The 14231-nt window shown below is 71.0% G+C and carries 15 protein-coding genes, 1 tRNA gene and 1 pseudogene; 10 read left to right on the plus strand and 7 right to left on the minus strand.

Translation table 11 applies throughout. From position 1 onward, the window contains the following. Positions 1 to 82: 82 nt before the first annotated feature. On the minus strand, positions 83 to 826 hold the full coding sequence (gene truA / locus AC07N1_RS01440; RefSeq protein WP_494670143.1) for a tRNA pseudouridine(38-40) synthase TruA: 744 nt from the start codon (positions 824 to 826) through the stop codon (positions 83 to 85). Next, positions 826 to 1752: a methionyl-tRNA formyltransferase gene (gene fmt / locus AC07N1_RS01445; RefSeq protein WP_494670144.1), complete on the minus strand. Its 927-nt coding sequence runs from the start codon at positions 1750 to 1752 to the stop codon at positions 826 to 828. The genes truA and fmt overlap by 1 nt, the downstream gene beginning before the upstream one ends. Before the next feature lie 147 nt (positions 1753 to 1899). Here fmt and AC07N1_RS01450 point away from each other — a divergent pair, with 147 nt between their 5' ends. From AC07N1_RS01450 to AC07N1_RS01460, 3 genes are all read left to right on the plus strand, one after another. Further along, positions 1900 to 2256, plus strand: coding sequence for a cell surface protein (locus tag AC07N1_RS01450; protein WP_494670145.1), 357 nt, complete (start codon positions 1900 to 1902; stop codon positions 2254 to 2256). 296 nt (positions 2257 to 2552) lie between these two features. Beyond that, positions 2553 to 2858: a hypothetical protein gene (locus AC07N1_RS01455; protein WP_494670146.1), complete on the plus strand. Its 306-nt coding sequence runs from the start codon at positions 2553 to 2555 to the stop codon at positions 2856 to 2858. A 248-nt stretch (positions 2859 to 3106) separates the two neighbouring features. Continuing rightward, positions 3107 to 3244 (plus strand): hypothetical protein, encoded by a 138-nt coding sequence (locus tag AC07N1_RS01460; RefSeq protein ID WP_494670147.1) that lies wholly within the window; start codon positions 3107 to 3109, stop codon positions 3242 to 3244. A 220-nt stretch (positions 3245 to 3464) separates the two neighbouring features. On the opposite strand, the gene AC07N1_RS01465 is transcribed toward AC07N1_RS01460, so the two are convergent. Next, positions 3465 to 3935 carry a COG3650 family protein gene (locus AC07N1_RS01465; RefSeq protein ID WP_494670148.1) on the minus strand — a complete coding sequence of 157 codons (471 nt, stop codon included), beginning with the start codon at positions 3933 to 3935 and terminating at the stop codon, positions 3465 to 3467. Between the two features lie 46 nt (positions 3936 to 3981). Here AC07N1_RS01465 and AC07N1_RS01470 point away from each other — a divergent pair, with 46 nt between their 5' ends. After that, positions 3982 to 5109 carry a DNA cytosine methyltransferase gene (locus AC07N1_RS01470; protein WP_494670149.1) on the plus strand — a complete coding sequence of 376 codons (1128 nt, stop codon included), beginning with the start codon at positions 3982 to 3984 and terminating at the stop codon, positions 5107 to 5109. 78 nt (positions 5110 to 5187) lie between these two features. Then, positions 5188 to 6174, plus strand: coding sequence for a cysteine synthase A (cysK, locus tag AC07N1_RS01475; RefSeq protein WP_110117705.1), 987 nt, complete (start codon positions 5188 to 5190; stop codon positions 6172 to 6174). A 42-nt stretch (positions 6175 to 6216) separates the two neighbouring features. Here cysK and AC07N1_RS01480 read toward each other — a convergent pair. Next, positions 6217 to 6288: pseudogene (locus tag AC07N1_RS01480) on the minus strand (hypothetical protein); the annotation flags it as partial. Positions 6289 to 6338: 50 nt separating this feature from the next. Here AC07N1_RS01480 and AC07N1_RS01485 point away from each other — a divergent pair. After that, positions 6339 to 6797, plus strand: coding sequence for a very short patch repair endonuclease (locus tag AC07N1_RS01485; RefSeq protein WP_494670150.1), 459 nt, complete (start codon positions 6339 to 6341; stop codon positions 6795 to 6797). Between the two features lie 127 nt (positions 6798 to 6924). Here the strand turns inward: AC07N1_RS01485 and AC07N1_RS01490 are convergent, their stop codons facing one another. The 3 genes from AC07N1_RS01490 to AC07N1_RS01500 form a co-directional block, all read right to left on the minus strand. Continuing rightward, entirely contained in the window at positions 6925 to 8670 is a 1746-nt protein-coding gene (locus AC07N1_RS01490; protein WP_494670151.1) for an ATP-binding protein, read from the minus strand. 170 nt (positions 8671 to 8840) lie between these two features. Continuing rightward, positions 8841 to 9161 carry a DUF167 family protein gene (locus AC07N1_RS01495; RefSeq protein WP_494670325.1) on the minus strand — a complete coding sequence of 107 codons (321 nt, stop codon included), beginning with the start codon at positions 9159 to 9161 and terminating at the stop codon, positions 8841 to 8843. Then, a complete protein-coding gene (locus tag AC07N1_RS01500; RefSeq protein ID WP_494670152.1) occupies positions 9158 to 9472 on the minus strand; it encodes a YggT family protein in 315 nt (104 codons plus the stop codon). Before AC07N1_RS01500 ends, AC07N1_RS01495 begins: the two co-directional genes overlap by 4 nt. A 151-nt stretch (positions 9473 to 9623) precedes the next feature. On the opposite strand from AC07N1_RS01500, the gene AC07N1_RS01505 reads away from it, so the two are divergent. The 4 genes from AC07N1_RS01505 to cytX all read left to right on the plus strand — a co-directional run bounded on the left by AC07N1_RS01505 (position 9624) and on the right by cytX (position 14076). Further along, a tRNA-Ala gene (locus tag AC07N1_RS01505) sits at positions 9624 to 9699 on the plus strand. A gap of 194 nt (positions 9700 to 9893) precedes the next feature. Further along, positions 9894 to 11072, plus strand: coding sequence for a carbohydrate porin (locus tag AC07N1_RS01510; RefSeq protein WP_494670153.1), 1179 nt, complete (start codon positions 9894 to 9896; stop codon positions 11070 to 11072). Between the two features lie 74 nt (positions 11073 to 11146). Beyond that, positions 11147 to 12736, plus strand: coding sequence for a tetratricopeptide repeat protein (locus tag AC07N1_RS01515; protein WP_494670154.1), 1590 nt, complete (start codon positions 11147 to 11149; stop codon positions 12734 to 12736). An 86-nt stretch (positions 12737 to 12822) separates the two neighbouring features. Next, positions 12823 to 14076: a putative hydroxymethylpyrimidine transporter CytX gene (gene cytX, locus AC07N1_RS01520; RefSeq protein WP_494670155.1), complete on the plus strand. Its 1254-nt coding sequence runs from the start codon at positions 12823 to 12825 to the stop codon at positions 14074 to 14076. The last annotated feature ends 155 nt before the right edge of the window (positions 14077 to 14231 follow it).

Consider the following 14231-nt stretch of genomic DNA (forward strand, 5'->3'; position numbering starts at 1 on the left):
CTGACTTCCCCGGGGTTTCCGCCCTCGGGCCTGTCCGCCCGGGGTCGCCGTCGGCGCGGGCAGGCCCATTTTCTTGCCGCCTTCAGTCCCCGTACCCCACGCCCACCAGATAGAGCCCGTCGGCCGGGGCCACGGGGCCGCATTGGGTGCGGTCCCTGGCCTCCAGGGCGGCCTTGACGTCGGCGGGCTCCCAGCGGCCGGCGCCGACCTCGACCAGGGCCCCGGTCATCGAGCGCACCTGGCGATGCAGGAACGATCGCGCCTCGAAGTCGAGGTGGATCTCTTCGCCGACCTGGCGCACGCGGGCGACGTCCAGGGTCTTGAGCGGCGACTTGGCCTGGCAGTGGGTGTCGCGGAAGGTGGTGAAGTCGTGCAGGCCCACCAGATGCTGGGCCGCCGCGTGCATGGCGTCGGCGTCCAGCGGCTTCTTCATGTGCCAGACCTTGCCCTTGTCGAGGGCCGGCGGGGCGCGGCGGTTGAGGATGCGGTAGAGGTAGCGGCGCTCGTTCGCCGAGAAGCGCGCGTGCCAGTCTTCCGGGGCCACTTCGGCGTCGAGGATCGAGACGGCCTCGCGCATCAGGTGGGCGTTGAGGGCGTTCATGACCGTCTGGGCCGGCCAGTCGCGCTCGAGGTCGACATGGACGACCTGGCCCGTCGCATGGACGCCGGTGTCGGTGCGGCCGGCGGCGGCGATGCGCAGTTCCTGGCCGCTGAAGGCCTTCACCGCCGCCTCGATCGCCCCCTGCACGCTGGGCAGGGTCGCCTGGGCCTGGAAGCCGGCATAGGGACGGCCGTCGTACTCGACGAGGAGGCGGTAGCGGGGCATCAGGCCAGGACCGTTCCGGCGGCCAGCGGGAAGCCGCGCAGGAAGACCTCGGCGTCCTGGGCGCCCTTGCCCTCGCGCTGGGCCTTGAGCAGGCGCACCGCGCCCTCACCGCAGGCGATCAGCAACTCGTCGTCGAGCACGGTTCCGGGCGCGCCTTCGGCGTCGTCCACCGTCGACAGCAGGGCCTTCACGCGCACCGGGCCCTTGTCGGACGGGGCTTCGAACCAGGCGCCGGGGAAGGGCGACAGGCCGCGGATGTGACGGTCGACCTCGGCGGCGGGGCGGGTCCAGTCGATGCGGGCCTCGGCCGGCTTGATCTTCCTGGCGTAGGTGACGCCCTCTTCGCTCTGCGGGGTCTCGACGGCCTGGCCGCGCTCGATGGCGCCCAGGGCCACGGGCAGGATGCGGGCGCCGACGGCGGCCAGGCGGTCGTGCAGGCTGGCCACGGTGTCGAGCGCGTCGATGCGCACGCTCTCCGACAGCAGGACGGGGCCCTCGTCGAGGCCCTCGCTCATCCGCATCACCTGGACGCCGGTGACGGGATCGCCGGCCATGATCGCCCGCTGGATGGGGGCCGCGCCGCGCCAGCGGGGCAGCAGGCTGGCGTGCAGGTTGAAGCAGCCCAGACGGGGGGCCTCCAGCACGTCCCTGACCAGGATCTGGCCGAAGGCGACCACGACGGCGGCGTCGAGATCGAGCGCCTGGAAGGCCTCGATCTCCTCGGGGGTCTTCATCGAGACCGGGGTGCGCACGGGCAGGCCAAGCCCTTCGGCGAAGGCGTGGACCGGCGAGGGCTTCAGTTCCTGGCCGCGGCCGCGCGGGGCGGGCGGCTGGCTGTAGACACAGGCGATCTCGTGGCCGCTGGCGACCAGTTCGGCCAGGCAGGCGACGGCGAAATCGGGGGTTCCGAGGAAGGCGATGCGCATGGCGGGGGTTTAGCCCCCGAAAGGCTCGGGGGAAAGCCGCGCGGACGGCGAGGCCGCGCCAGAGGGCGCTTGAGAGTCGGAACCTCGACCGTTCGCGCATCGTTGTTTGCCGGACTCTTTGCAACCACGACCGTTGGAGGAAGACCCATGCGCACCCTCGCCCTGATCGCCGTTTCCGCCCTGGCCCTGTCGGCCGCCGCCTGCTCGGACCAGCACGCCCAGCAGATCAAGGAAGGCGCCGCCGCCGCCGGTCAGGACATCAAGGAGGCCGCCAACGAGATCAAGAACGATCCCGACGTCAAGGAAGCCGGCACGGCCCTGAAGGAAAGCACCAAGGAAACCGCCGCCGACCTCAAGGTCGCCGCCGGCGACGCGGTGGACGCCGCCAAGGAAGCCGGCGCCAAGGCCGGCGACAAGGCCCAGGAAGCCGGCAAGGACATCACCCGCGAGAGCAAGGAAGCGGGTACGGCGGCCAAGAAGGAAGTGCACGAGGCGACGAAGTAGGGGGCAGAGTTATCCACAGGGCTCACCTCTTCTCTCCCGTCATTCCCGCCCTTGTGGCGGGAACCCCTCTGTCAGCCGCAGGTGCGGATGGGGCGGCGTGCTCGGCACGCCGCTGGCGCTTCACGTGCAAGCGGAACCAGGGGTTCCCGCCACAAGGGCGGGAATGACGGGAGATTGGGTGGGCGCGGGTGACTTATCCCCGTACCTGGCCGCTCCGCCCCCAACGAATTCAACGCCCTAGAAGAAAACACACGTTTCCCGTCCCCGGCCTTCGGACCGGCCTCATGCTGTTGGTCATGAGCGAACAGACCTCCCGCGCCTGGTGCGCGAAGATCCAGCAGCGGCTGATGGCGGCGATGGATGACCTGTGGACGGCGATGGAGGACGGTCTCGACCGCGAGGCCTTCCGCAAGGCGTCCGAGAAGGTGCGGCTGCTGGGCCAGATGGCCGCGACGGTGCGCAAGATCGTCGTCGCCCTGCCGCCGGAGCGCGCGGCGCGGCCGGCGGGCGGCTGGCTGTCGGCGCTGGAGCCCGAGGCCGCGACGCCGAGGCCTGAGCGCAAGATCGACGCCCTGAAGGGCGGTGCGCGGGGGCGGCTGTGAGATCCTCCCCCTCTGGGGGAGGTGGCCCGAAGGGCCGGAGGGGGGGCGGTTTCAGCCGCCGCCAAGGCTGGCCGACCTTGTAACCCCTCACCCTCCCACGCCTTCGGCGCGGGCCCCTCCCTCTCCCTATGGGAGAGGTTTTCCAGGGCGATACCGGCGTTCTCCGCATCCCTTGCAAGCGGCGCCGGCGGAACCATATGACGGTCACGGGCGCTGGATTTTCAGACCCGCAACGGACCCGAACCACCATGGCCGCCAAGGCCCTCATCGCTCTCGCCATCGTCGCGGCCATCGCCCTTGGCCTGCTGCTGCCCACCCCCGGCCGCCAGCACAAGGCGCAGGCCAGCCAGTCGCAGATCGAGACGATTGATATCAAAGGCAGCTAAGGCTGCCTTGGCGACATCAAGGGCGGCTGAGGCCGCCCTCCCCTCTTTCGTCATCCCGGCCGTAGCGCGCAGCGCGGAGAGCCGGGACCCAGGGGCCGGCGCAAGGCGGCTGCTACCCACAGGGCGGCGAACCTGACCGCGGCGCCCAGTCCCCTGGGTCCCGGGTCTGCGGACCGCTATGCGGTCCTTCGCCCGGGATGACGGCGGAAGGGGAACGCTCTCACGGCCGCCCCTGCTTCTCCAGTTCCTCCACCCTTCCAGCGCAGCCCTTCAGGGTCGCGCCGTCGATCCAGACTTCGGCCGCATGGCTGAAGGCGCGGTCGGACATGCCGTCGGAGCAGGGCTGGGGCGTCAGGCGGAAGACCAGGCGGTGGCCCGCGCCGGCCTCTCCCGGCTGCTCGGCGTCCCAGACGCCCTGTTCGCCGTCGATGCGCGCGCCGGGATTGGGCAGGGTGACCGCGCCCCCGTCCATGCGGTCGAGCAGAAGGCCGCCCTCGCGGATGCGGCCGCTCCAGAACGGTTCGGTCCCCACCAGGTCGAAGTCGCCGCCATAGTCGGGACCCACGCCCGTCGGGGCGTCGGCCGGCGCGGCGCTGGCGCCCTCGGACTGGCCCATCGGTCCGTCGCCGCATCCGGCCAGCAGCACGCAGGCGGCGGCCCCCACGACAGCGATGACGGTGAAACGCATCATGCGGCGCTATCCTCGAAGCGGCGGCTCAAGCTAGAGTCAGGCCACGATGAATCACAACGCCGCCCCCGTCTTCTACGAATTCTTCGCCGGCGGCGGCATGGCCCGCATCGGCCTCGGCGAAGGCTGGACCTGCGCCTTCGCCAACGATTTCGACCCGGTGAAGGCGGCCACCTACCGCGCCAACTTCGCCGACGCGGACGATCACTTCCACACCGGCGACGTCTTCAAGCTGGAGGCGGCCGACCTGCCCGGACAGGCGGACCTGGCCTGGGCGTCGAGCCCCTGCCAGGACTTCAGCCTGGCCGGCGCGCGGGCGGGCCTGCACGGCGGGCGCTCGTCGGCGTTCTTCGGCTTCTGGCGGCTGGTCGAGGCGCTGGAGGACGAGGGCCGCGCCCCGACCACCATCGTCATCGAGAACGTGGTCGGCCTTCTGACCTCGCACCGCGGCGAGGACTTCACGGCCCTGTGCCAGGCCCTGGCTGATCAGGGTTACCACTTCGGGGCGCTGGAGATCGACGCGGCCAGCTTCACCCCGCAGTCGCGCCCCCGCGTGTTCGTGGTCGCCACCCGCGCCCCGACCGAGGGCCTGACCGGCCAGGGCCCGTTCCACAGCCGCGCGGTGCGCGAGGCGGCCGCCCGCCTGCCGCAGGCCCTGAAGGACCGCTGGCTGTGGTGGGCCCTGCCCGCCCCGCCGGCCCGCAACACCGACCTGTCCACCGTGCTGGAGCCCGACGACGCCGTCGAATGGCGCAGCGAGGCGGCCACCGCCGCCCTGCTGGACCTGATGGCCCCCGCCCACCGCGCCTCGGTCGACGCCCGGATCGCGTCGGGAGAACGGGCGGTCGGCGGCGTGTTCCGGCGGATGCGCGGCGGCGAACAGCGGGCCGAGGTGCGGTTCGACGGCCTGGCCGGCTGCCTGCGCACCCCGCGCGGCGGCTCCTCGCGGCAGACCCTGCTGGTGATCGACAAGGGCGTGGTGCGCTCGCGCCTGGTCACGCCGCGCGAGGGGGCCAGGCTGATGGGCCTGCCCGACAGCTACGCCCTGCCCAAGAGCGCCACGGCCGGCCTGCACGTGATCGGCGACGGCGTGGCGGCCCCGGCCGTGCGCTGGCTGGCCGCGCACCTGCTGACTCCGCTCGCGACCAGGAAATCTGCGGCCCTGGCGGCCGAATAGGTCGCTGACACGCAAAAGCCTACGGCCTAAGGTGGAGATCGACCCTAGGGCCGCAATTCAACGCTCCGAGAGACCATCATGGACGACGCTTCCAGCCTGTACGACGCCGCTCGCTTCAAGCGCGCCGGCCGGGGCAAGATCTACGACTCCATCCTCGACACCGTCGGCGACACCCCGATCATCCGCCTGCCGCGCCTGACGGCCGAGCTGAAGCCCAAGGGCGAGGTCGTGGCCAAGCTCGAGTTCTTCAACCCGCTGGCCTCGGTCAAGGACCGCATCGGCGTGGCCATGGTCGAGTACCTGGAAGCCAAGGGCGTGCTGAAGCCCGGCGGCTCGATCGTCGAGCCGACCAGCGGCAACACCGGCATCGCGCTCGCCTTCGTCGCCGCGGCCAAGGGCTACAAGCTGACCCTGGTGATGCCCGAGAGCATGTCGATCGAGCGCCGCAAGATGCTGCTGCTGCTGGGCGCCAAGCTGGAGCTGACCCCGGCCGAGAAGGGCATGCGCGGCGCCGTCGCCCGCGCCCAGGAGATCGTCGAGGCCACCCCCGGCGCGGTGATGCCCCAGCAGTTCGAGAATACCGCCAACCCGCTGATCCACAGGGTTTCGACCGCCGAAGAGATCTGGAACGACACGGCCGGCGCCGTGGACGCCGTGGTCTCGGGCGTCGGCACCGGCGGCACGATCAGCGGCGTCGGCCAGGTGCTGAAGGCCCGCAAGCCGGGCCTGAAGATGGTGGCCGTCGAGCCGGAAGCCTCGGCCGTGCTGTCGGGCGGCCAGCCCGGCCCGCACAAGATCCAGGGCATCGGCGCCGGCTTCGTGCCGGGGATCCTGGATCGCGGCGTCATCGACGACATCGTCCAGGTCAGCAACGACGACGCCTTCGCCATGGCCCGCAAGGCCGCCTCGACCGAGGGCCTGACCGTCGGCATCAGCTCGGGCGCGGCCCTGACCGCCGCCTTCGACCTGGCCCTGCGCGACGAATACGCCGGCAAGCTAATCGTGGCGATCATCCCCAGCTTCGCCGAACGCTACCTGTCGACGGCCCTGTTCGAGGGGCTGTAAGGCCGCCTCATGCTCGTCATCCCGGAAAGCCCGAAGGGCTTATCCGGGACCCAGGGGCCGGCGCACTGCGGCTGCCCCTGGGTCCCGGCTCTCCGCTTCGCTGCGGCCGGGATGACGACTGATTTGGATGAGGCGTCGGAACGCCCCTCCCGCGTTACCCCGCCATGACCACCGACGTCTTCGATCCGGCCAAGCGCTCGGCCGTCATGGCCCGGGTGAAGAGCAAGGGCACCACGCCCGAAAAGACCCTGCGGCGGCTGCTGACCGCCCTCGGCGCGCGCTACCGCCTGCACCGCAAGGATCTGCCCGGCTCGCCCGACGTCGTCATGCCGGGGCGCGGGCTGGTGTTCTTCGTGCATGGCTGCTTCTGGCACGGCCACGACTGCGCGCGGGGCTCGCGCGTCCCCAAGGCCAACCGCGACTACTGGCTGGCCAAGGTGGCCCGCAACAAGGCCCGCGACGTCAGGAACGAAGCCGCGCTGGTCGAGGCCGGCTGGCGGGTCGAGACGATCTGGGAATGCCAGATGAAGGACGAAGCGGCGCTGACGGAGCGGCTGAAAAGCAACCTCTCCCCAAACCAGGCTCACCTCTCCCATGGGGAGAGGGAGGGGCCCGCGCCGTAGGCGTGGGAGGGTGAGGGGGTACGCCGTCGGCGGTCCCATCCCCTCTGCCCTGTCCGGATAGTTTGTAACCCCTCACCCTCCCAGGCTTCGCCTGGGCCCCTCCCTCTCCCTCTGGGAGAGGGTGAGATCAGGCCGCCACGGTCCGCGCGGGGATCACCGGCAGCACCTCGACCAGGGCGGCGTGCAGCTGGGCCGGGTCGATGGGCTTGGCGACGTGGGCGTTCATGCCGGCGGCGCGGCAGGCGTCCCAGTCCTTGGCGGTCGAGGAGGCGGTGACCGCGATCACCGGCGCGTCGCGGTTGGGGCCCGGCTCGGCGCGCAGCAGGCGGGTGGTCTCGCGCCCGCCCAGGCCCGGCATGTAGACGTCCATCAGCACAGCGTCGAAGACGGTGGAGGCCAGGATCTCGAGCGCCTGCTCGCCGGACTCGGCCAGGACGGGCGTGACGCCGAAGGTCTGCAGCACCAGCTCGACCGCCCGGCGGTTGACCGCATGGTCGTCGACCACCAGCACCCGCGCCCCGGCGATCGAGGCGGCGTCGCCCAGGGCGACGGGGGCCTGGGCCTCGTCGAGGCGCAGGGTGAAGCGCATGGTCGCCCCGTGGCCCAGCCCCTCGCTGGAGGCCACCAGGTCGCCGCCCATCAGCCGGGCCAGCTCGCGGCTGATCACCAGGCCCAGGCCCGAGCCGCCGTGCCGGCGCACGACCTCGGCGCTGAGCTGGTCGAAGGGGGTGAAGAGGCGCGGCATGGCCTCGGGCTCGATGCCGCGGCCGGTGTCGGACACCCGGATCTCCAGGGTCCAGCCGTCGCCTTGGCGGTGGGCGGCGAGCACGGCGGTGATGCCGCCGCGCTCGGTGAACTTGATGGAATTGGACAGCAGGTTGTTGAGCACCTGGCGCAGGCGCAGGGCGTCGCCCGACACCCAGCGCGGCAGGCCGACCGCCCCCTCGACCCGCAGCCTGAGCCCCTTCTTCTGGGCCTCGGGCCGCCACAGGCGCAGGGTGTCGGCCAGGGCCTGGCGCAGGTCGAACGGCGCGCGCTCGACGGCCATGCGCCCGGCCTCCAGCCGCGAGAAGTCGAGCAGGTCGTTGAGCAGGGTGCGCATCATGCTCCCGGCGTCGGCGATCAGCTGGGCGTGGACCTTCGAGGAGGCCTCGGGGACCTCGCTGTGCAGGCGCGCGGCGCCGGCCATGATGGCGCTGATCGGGGTGCGCAGCTCGTGGCTGATCATGGCCACGAAGGCGCTCTTGGCGGCGACGGCCTCCTCGGCCTCGTGGCGGCGGCGCTCGGCCTCGGCCTTGGCGGCCTCCTCGGCGCGCAGGGCGGTCTCCAGGGTGCGGGCGGCCACGGCGACCGAGAAGATCAGCAGCAGCACCCCGAACCACAGGGCGTTGGCCAGGGGCGCGTCGGGATTGGCCGCCCGGCCGATGAACGGCACGATCAGCAGGTAGACGATGTGCGGCGCGGCCGCCGCCAGGGTGGCCGACCTGAGGCTGACATTGACGACGATGACGTTGAGCAGGGCGCCGGCCAGCAGCATGCCGCCCAGGGTGGGGGCGAAGCGCTGGTTCGAGGCGAACAACGGCAGCGACAGGGCCCCGAAGATGATCGAGGTGACAGCCGGCATGATCGCCAGCGCCCAGCGCCGCCAGCCGGCCAGGGCCTTTTCGGGGGCGGCCTTCAGCGCCTGGAACAGCCACAGCTCGAACAGCTGGGCGATGGCGTAGGCCGCCGCCCACAGCCAGACCCAGCGCAGGCCGATGAAGACGTGCAGGATGGCGGCCATGGCGATGGTGGCGGTCAGGCGCAGGTAGATATTGCCCCGCCGCGCTGCGGCGGCGCGAACGATCGCTGCCTGCCTGTCCTTGGCGCTCATGGGCATGGCCCCCGCTGGCCTGTTCGACGCTATTTTTCGCCCCGACTATGGACGAGCGAACTCTAAGAGGATGTGAAAGAACACAATTCTCTCAATGGCACAGCCCAGCCGCGCTTGCGAGGGCGCCGCCGGACGGCCGGCCCATTTGTCGCACCCCGGCGGGGAAGGGATCAGTCCGGACGGTCCAGCAGGCGGTCGAGCGCGTCCTGGGCCAGGCCCTCGACCTCGATGCGCTTGAGGCGGGCGGTCGCGCCCGAGGCCACCCGCACGGCCGAACGCGGCGCGGAGAGGCGCTTGGCCAAAAGGGCGACGAGGGCGGCGTTGGCCTCGCCCTCGACCGGCGGGGCGCTGACCCGCACCTTCAGATAGGGACGGCCGTCGGCGTCGGCCGCCCAGCCGTCGATCGCGTCGCGCCCGCCGCGCGGCGTCAGGCGTACGGCGAGCAGGGCGACGGGAGCCCCGGTGGTAGCGACGGGCCGGGCCTGGCTCAGCCGAAGATCCGCAGCAGGGTGTCGCGCAGCGGATAGAGCAGGAACGACTGCACCCCGACGATGATCAGGAACAGGATGATCGGCGTGATGTCGACGCCGCCCAGCGGCGGGATCACCCGGCGCAGCGGGGCCAGCAGCGGCGTGGTCACCGCGTCGAGGAAGCGGCTGATCGAATAGATCGCCCGGTTGCGCAGGTTGATGACGTCGAAGGCCACCAGCCAGCTGAGGATGGCGCTGATGACCACCACCCACTGCAGCAGCTTCAGCAGCGAACCGAGAATGAAGAAGACGAAGTAGATCAGCGGGGCCATGTGCGTTCCATGCGAAGTCGCAAGCTTCTTGCCGCGCCCCGTCCCCCCTGGCAAGGCCGCGCTGCCTTGGGCTTCCGCCCGAGCTTCCGCCGAAACCCGCGCAACTGCCGCTTGACGGACGCCGCCGGCCACCGTATCTCCGCGCTTCCTTGGGGCCGTAGCTCAGATGGTAGAGCGCCTCGTTCGCAATGAGGAGGTCAGGGGTTCGATTCCCCTCGGCTCCACCAAGGACCTTTCCGGACATCGTCATAGTCGCCTGCGAGCCGCCGCCGGAGCGCCGCCTCGCGCCTCGCGGCTGTGCGCTCGCCAGTGCTCCACCTTGGGCGCCGCGACGTTGCGTCGCGGCGTAAAGGGCTGGGAATAAAGGGTTTCTGAGCCTTGGGCCGCGATGCTGGCCGCCACTTCATCAAGCGGCGGCAGAATGCGGACCCTGATCATCGGAACGGCCCTGACGGCCGGCCTGGCCTGTTTTGGCCAGGCGCAGGCGCGGGAGGCGGAAGCCTCCGGAGCGCTGGATCTCTCTTTCGGCTACAAGGCCGACCTGGCGGCGACGGTCGACGGCGGCGCGGCCAGGCGCGGGCGGGTGCTCGACAACCTGACGATCGGGGCCGACCTGGACCTGGAAAAGGCGGTCGGCTGGACGGGCGCGCGCGCCCATGCCCTGGTGCTGAACAACACCGGCGGCGCGCCGGGCGAGGATTCCGGCTCGATCCAGGGCGTCGACAACATCGAGGTCTCGCGCCATCGGCTGCGGCTGTACGAGGCCTGGATCGAGCAGGACCTGGCCGGCGGCAAGGGCTCGGTGCGGGCCGGCCTCTATGACCTGAACAGCGAGTTCTACGCCAACGACAGCGCCGGCCTGCTGATCGCGCCGGCTTTCGGCATCGGCTCGGAGCTGGCGGCGACGGGACCGAACGGGCCGTCGATCTTTCCCTCCACGAGTCTCGCGGTGCGTCTGGCCTGGACGCCGTCGGAGCATGTCTATGCGCAGGCGGCGGCGCTCAACGCCCACGCCGGGGTGCTGGGCGATCCGGGCGGGATCGACTTCCATATGGACGACGGGGCGCTGCTGATCGCCGAGGGCGGCTGGACGGGCGCGGGCAAGGTGGCCTTCGGCGCCTGGCGCTACACCCGCAAGCAGGACGACATCCGTGATCTTGGCCCCACCGGCGATCCGGCCAGGCGCAAGGCCCAGGGGGCCTATGTGCTGCTGGAGCGGGCGCTGACGGGGGCCGAGAGCGAAGACGCCGTGCGCCGCACGACGGCCTTCGCGCGCCTGGGCGTCTCGGACGGCGACACCACCCCGTTCCAGGGCGGCTGGCAGGCCGGGATCAAGGTCGACCGGGTGTTTGCGAGCCGGCCCGGCAGCGCCTTCTCGATCGGCGTCAACCAGGCCTATCTGACCCAGAAGCACCGGGCCAACGCCGCCGACGCCGGCCAGGACCTGGGCCAGGCGGAGTCGGCCATCGAGGTCACCTATGCCGACACCGTCGGCCCGCTGACCCTGCAGCCGGACCTGCAGTACGTGATCAGCCCCGGCGGCGACCGGGCGGTGAAGAACGCCGTGGTGGCGATCCTGCGGGTGGGGGTGGAGTTCTAGGACGAAGCGCCTCGGAGCGGCGCTAGCCAGGGTTGCAGCTTCCAGCTAGCCTGCCGTGGCGGGCTCGGGGGCGAATGACCGTGGATCTGAAATTAGCGTTGTTGCGCGTGACCGCGTTCGGCTACGTCATTGCGATCGCGGCCTGGTACGCCCAGTTGCTGGCCCACCTAACGATGATGGCCTGGCGATCCTGGGGCCAGGGCCGCCCCGCGCGACCGGCCTGGGTGCTGATCATTTTTTCGATCGTCAACCTCCTGGCGTTCGGCGTTATCTTTCTCGTCGTCACCCAGCAATTCCAGACCAAGCCGGGCGACTTCCTTCGCGTGCACGAACAAACTATCGCCCCGGCGATCGGTTTCATCGCCTGTAGCGGCGTCAGCCTGGCTCTCATCCTCCGAGAGTACTTCACCGCCTCGCGATCGCGGCTGCGCCATGCGTGGCGGGCTTTTATCATCTCGGCCGCATTCGCCGGCCTTCCACTGGCGGCCACCGTGGCGCAGGGCATGCTCGTCCTGGCCACCGCCAAAGCGCCCGTGGCGGGGACGACCTTCAATCCCCCTGCGATGTTTGAGCGGGTCGCCGAACCCAGCCGATGCGCGGTCGCGCTGACGCCGACGCCGTCATCGCTCCCGCTCAGCCAGGACTTGAACGAAACTCTGCTGTTCTGGCTGGACACGACGATCCAGGCCGCCAGTTTTGACGCCCCCCAGGCGTTCGGTTGCTCGCTGACCTCCATGGCCTACGACCCCCAGTCTCGCGAAATCTCCTCGCTGTACTTCCTCTACAAGCTGTTCTGCTCCTCGGCCGTCGTCACCTTGATCGCCAGCGCGGTGATCAAGGTCATACAGCGGCGGCGCGAGCATCTGCGTGGACAGCCGAGGCTCGGCGCAGAGCCGCTGCCGTCCAAGGAACAAGGCGCCTACGCCACCCTGGCCCTGGTCATCCTGATGATGTTCGGCTTCGCGACGTGGATCTTCTGGCCCCGCTCGCCCCACCTGGATCCCGCTGCGGCCAAGCTCGCGGCGAGGCTCGACGCTGTCGAAGAGCGGATCTGGTTCTTCGCCGACTGCAGATACATCCAGACCATCGCCTTGGCGGGCGAGACCGAAGAGACCATCGCCAACGCCGCCCGCGGCTCGGCGCGCGCAGCCACCGCCGCGGCCTTGGACTATTCATGCTCCTCAATCTCGTCCCCCAGCGGCGCGGACCAAGCCTGGCGCATGCTGAATCGCGCGGCTGAGCTCGACGAGCCCCTCGCCCAATGGATGCTCGGCAGGGACTATCTCTACAGCTCGCGCGTGGCCAGGAATCCGGCAGAGGCGGCGCGGCTGTTCGCGAAGGCCGCAGACGCCGGCCTGCCTCGCGCCATGACGGCGCTCGGTTCGGCCAAGCTCAATGGCGAGGGCGTTGCGAAGGATCCCTACGACGCAGTGAAACTGTTCCTGAAAGCCGCGGACGCGGGTGACCCCGACGCCCACGTCGAGCTGGCGGGAGTGTACATCAACGGAATCGGCGGCCTGCCACGCGATTGCGCCCAGGCGCAGCGGCACATAGGGGCCGCTCGAAAAGGCGGCGCCTCCATACTGCCTCTGGTCCTGCCCCTCGCCTTCATCTGCGGCGCCAAACCGGCCGAGCCCTCTCCCCTAAACGATGGCGCGCCATGACTTGGCCTTACAGGCGCCTTCGGCGCGGGCCCCTCCCTCGATGAGAAAAGGTTCAAGGGCCGCCCTGACCTGCTAAGGCTGGCGGCATGGCCAAGCTCGACGATGCATATGATCCGTTGACCCCCGTGCCGGCCGAGCGCCGGGTGTTCGGGGCGCGGGACGCCTTTTCGCTGTGGTTCAGCCTGGGGATCGGCCTGCTGGTGCTGCAGGCCGGGGCCTTCCTCGTGCCGGGGCTCAGCCTGCCGATGGCGCTGGCGGCGATCGTGGTCGGCTCGGTGCTGGGGGCGCTGCTGCTGGCGGCGGCCGGGGTGGTCGGGGCCGACACCGGGCTGTCGGCCATGGGGACGCTGCGGCTGACCCTGGGCCGGCGCGGGGCGGCGGTTCCGGCGGTGCTGAACGCGGTGCAGCTGGCCGGCTGGGGCGCGTTCGAGATCATCGCCATGCGCGACGCCGCCGACGCCCTGGCCAGGCAGAATTTCGGCTTCTCCAATCCCGTCGCCTGGACCCTGCTGTTCGGCGTGCTGGCCACGGCCCTGGCGGTGCTGGGGCCGGTGTCGTTCGTGCGGCGCTTCCTGCGGGCCTGGGGCCTGTGGCTGCTGCTGGGCGGGGCCGGCTGGCTGACCTGGCGGCTGCTGGCCCAGCACGACCTGGCCGCGCTGATGGCGCGCGCGGGGACGGGTGAGACCAGCTTCGGCGCCGGGGTCGACCTGGTAGCGGCCATGCCGCTGTCGTGGCTGCCGCTGATCGCCGACTACACCCGCTTTGGCCGCACCCCGGGCGGCATGTTCCGGGGCAGCGTCGCCGGCTATGTGCTGGCCAACATCTGGTTCATGGGGCTGGGCGCGGCCTACGCCCTGGCGTCGGGCGGCGAGGGGCTGCTGCTGAGCGCCCTGGCGGCGGCCGGCGGCGGGATCGCCCTGCTGCTGATCATCATCGACGAGACCGACAACGCCTTCGCCGACCTGCACTCGGCCGCGGTCTCGACCGCCACCCTGGTGCCGGTGCGGCCGGCGCGGCTGGCGCTGGCGTTCGGCGCGGTGTGCACGGCGGCGGCCCTGCTGGCCCCGATGGGCCGCTACGAGGGCTTCCTGCTGCTGATCGGCTCGGTGTTCGCGCCGCTGTTCGGGGTGCTGCTGGCCGACCACTTTATCGTGCGTCGCCGCAAGGCCGAGGGCGCGGCGAGCGGGGCGGTGAGCGTTTCGGGCCTTGCGGCCTGGGCGATAGGCATCGCGGCCTATCAGGCGGTGAGCCGCCTGGCGCCGGAGGTGGGAGCGACCCTGCCGGCCGTGGTGGTCGCGGGCGCGGCGTATGTGGGGCTGCGGATGATCCGCAGGCCCTGAGCCCTCCCCTCTCCCGTCATTCCCGCCCTTGTGGCGGGAACCCCTGGTTCCGCTGACACGTGGGGCGCAAGCGGATCGCCGGCGATCCGCCCCTACTGCCCTTGCGGCTGACAGAGGGGTTCCCGCCACAAGGGCGGGAATGACGGGAGAATGGA

It is taken from the genome of Caulobacter sp. GW821-FHT09B11, from assembly GCF_059418205.1.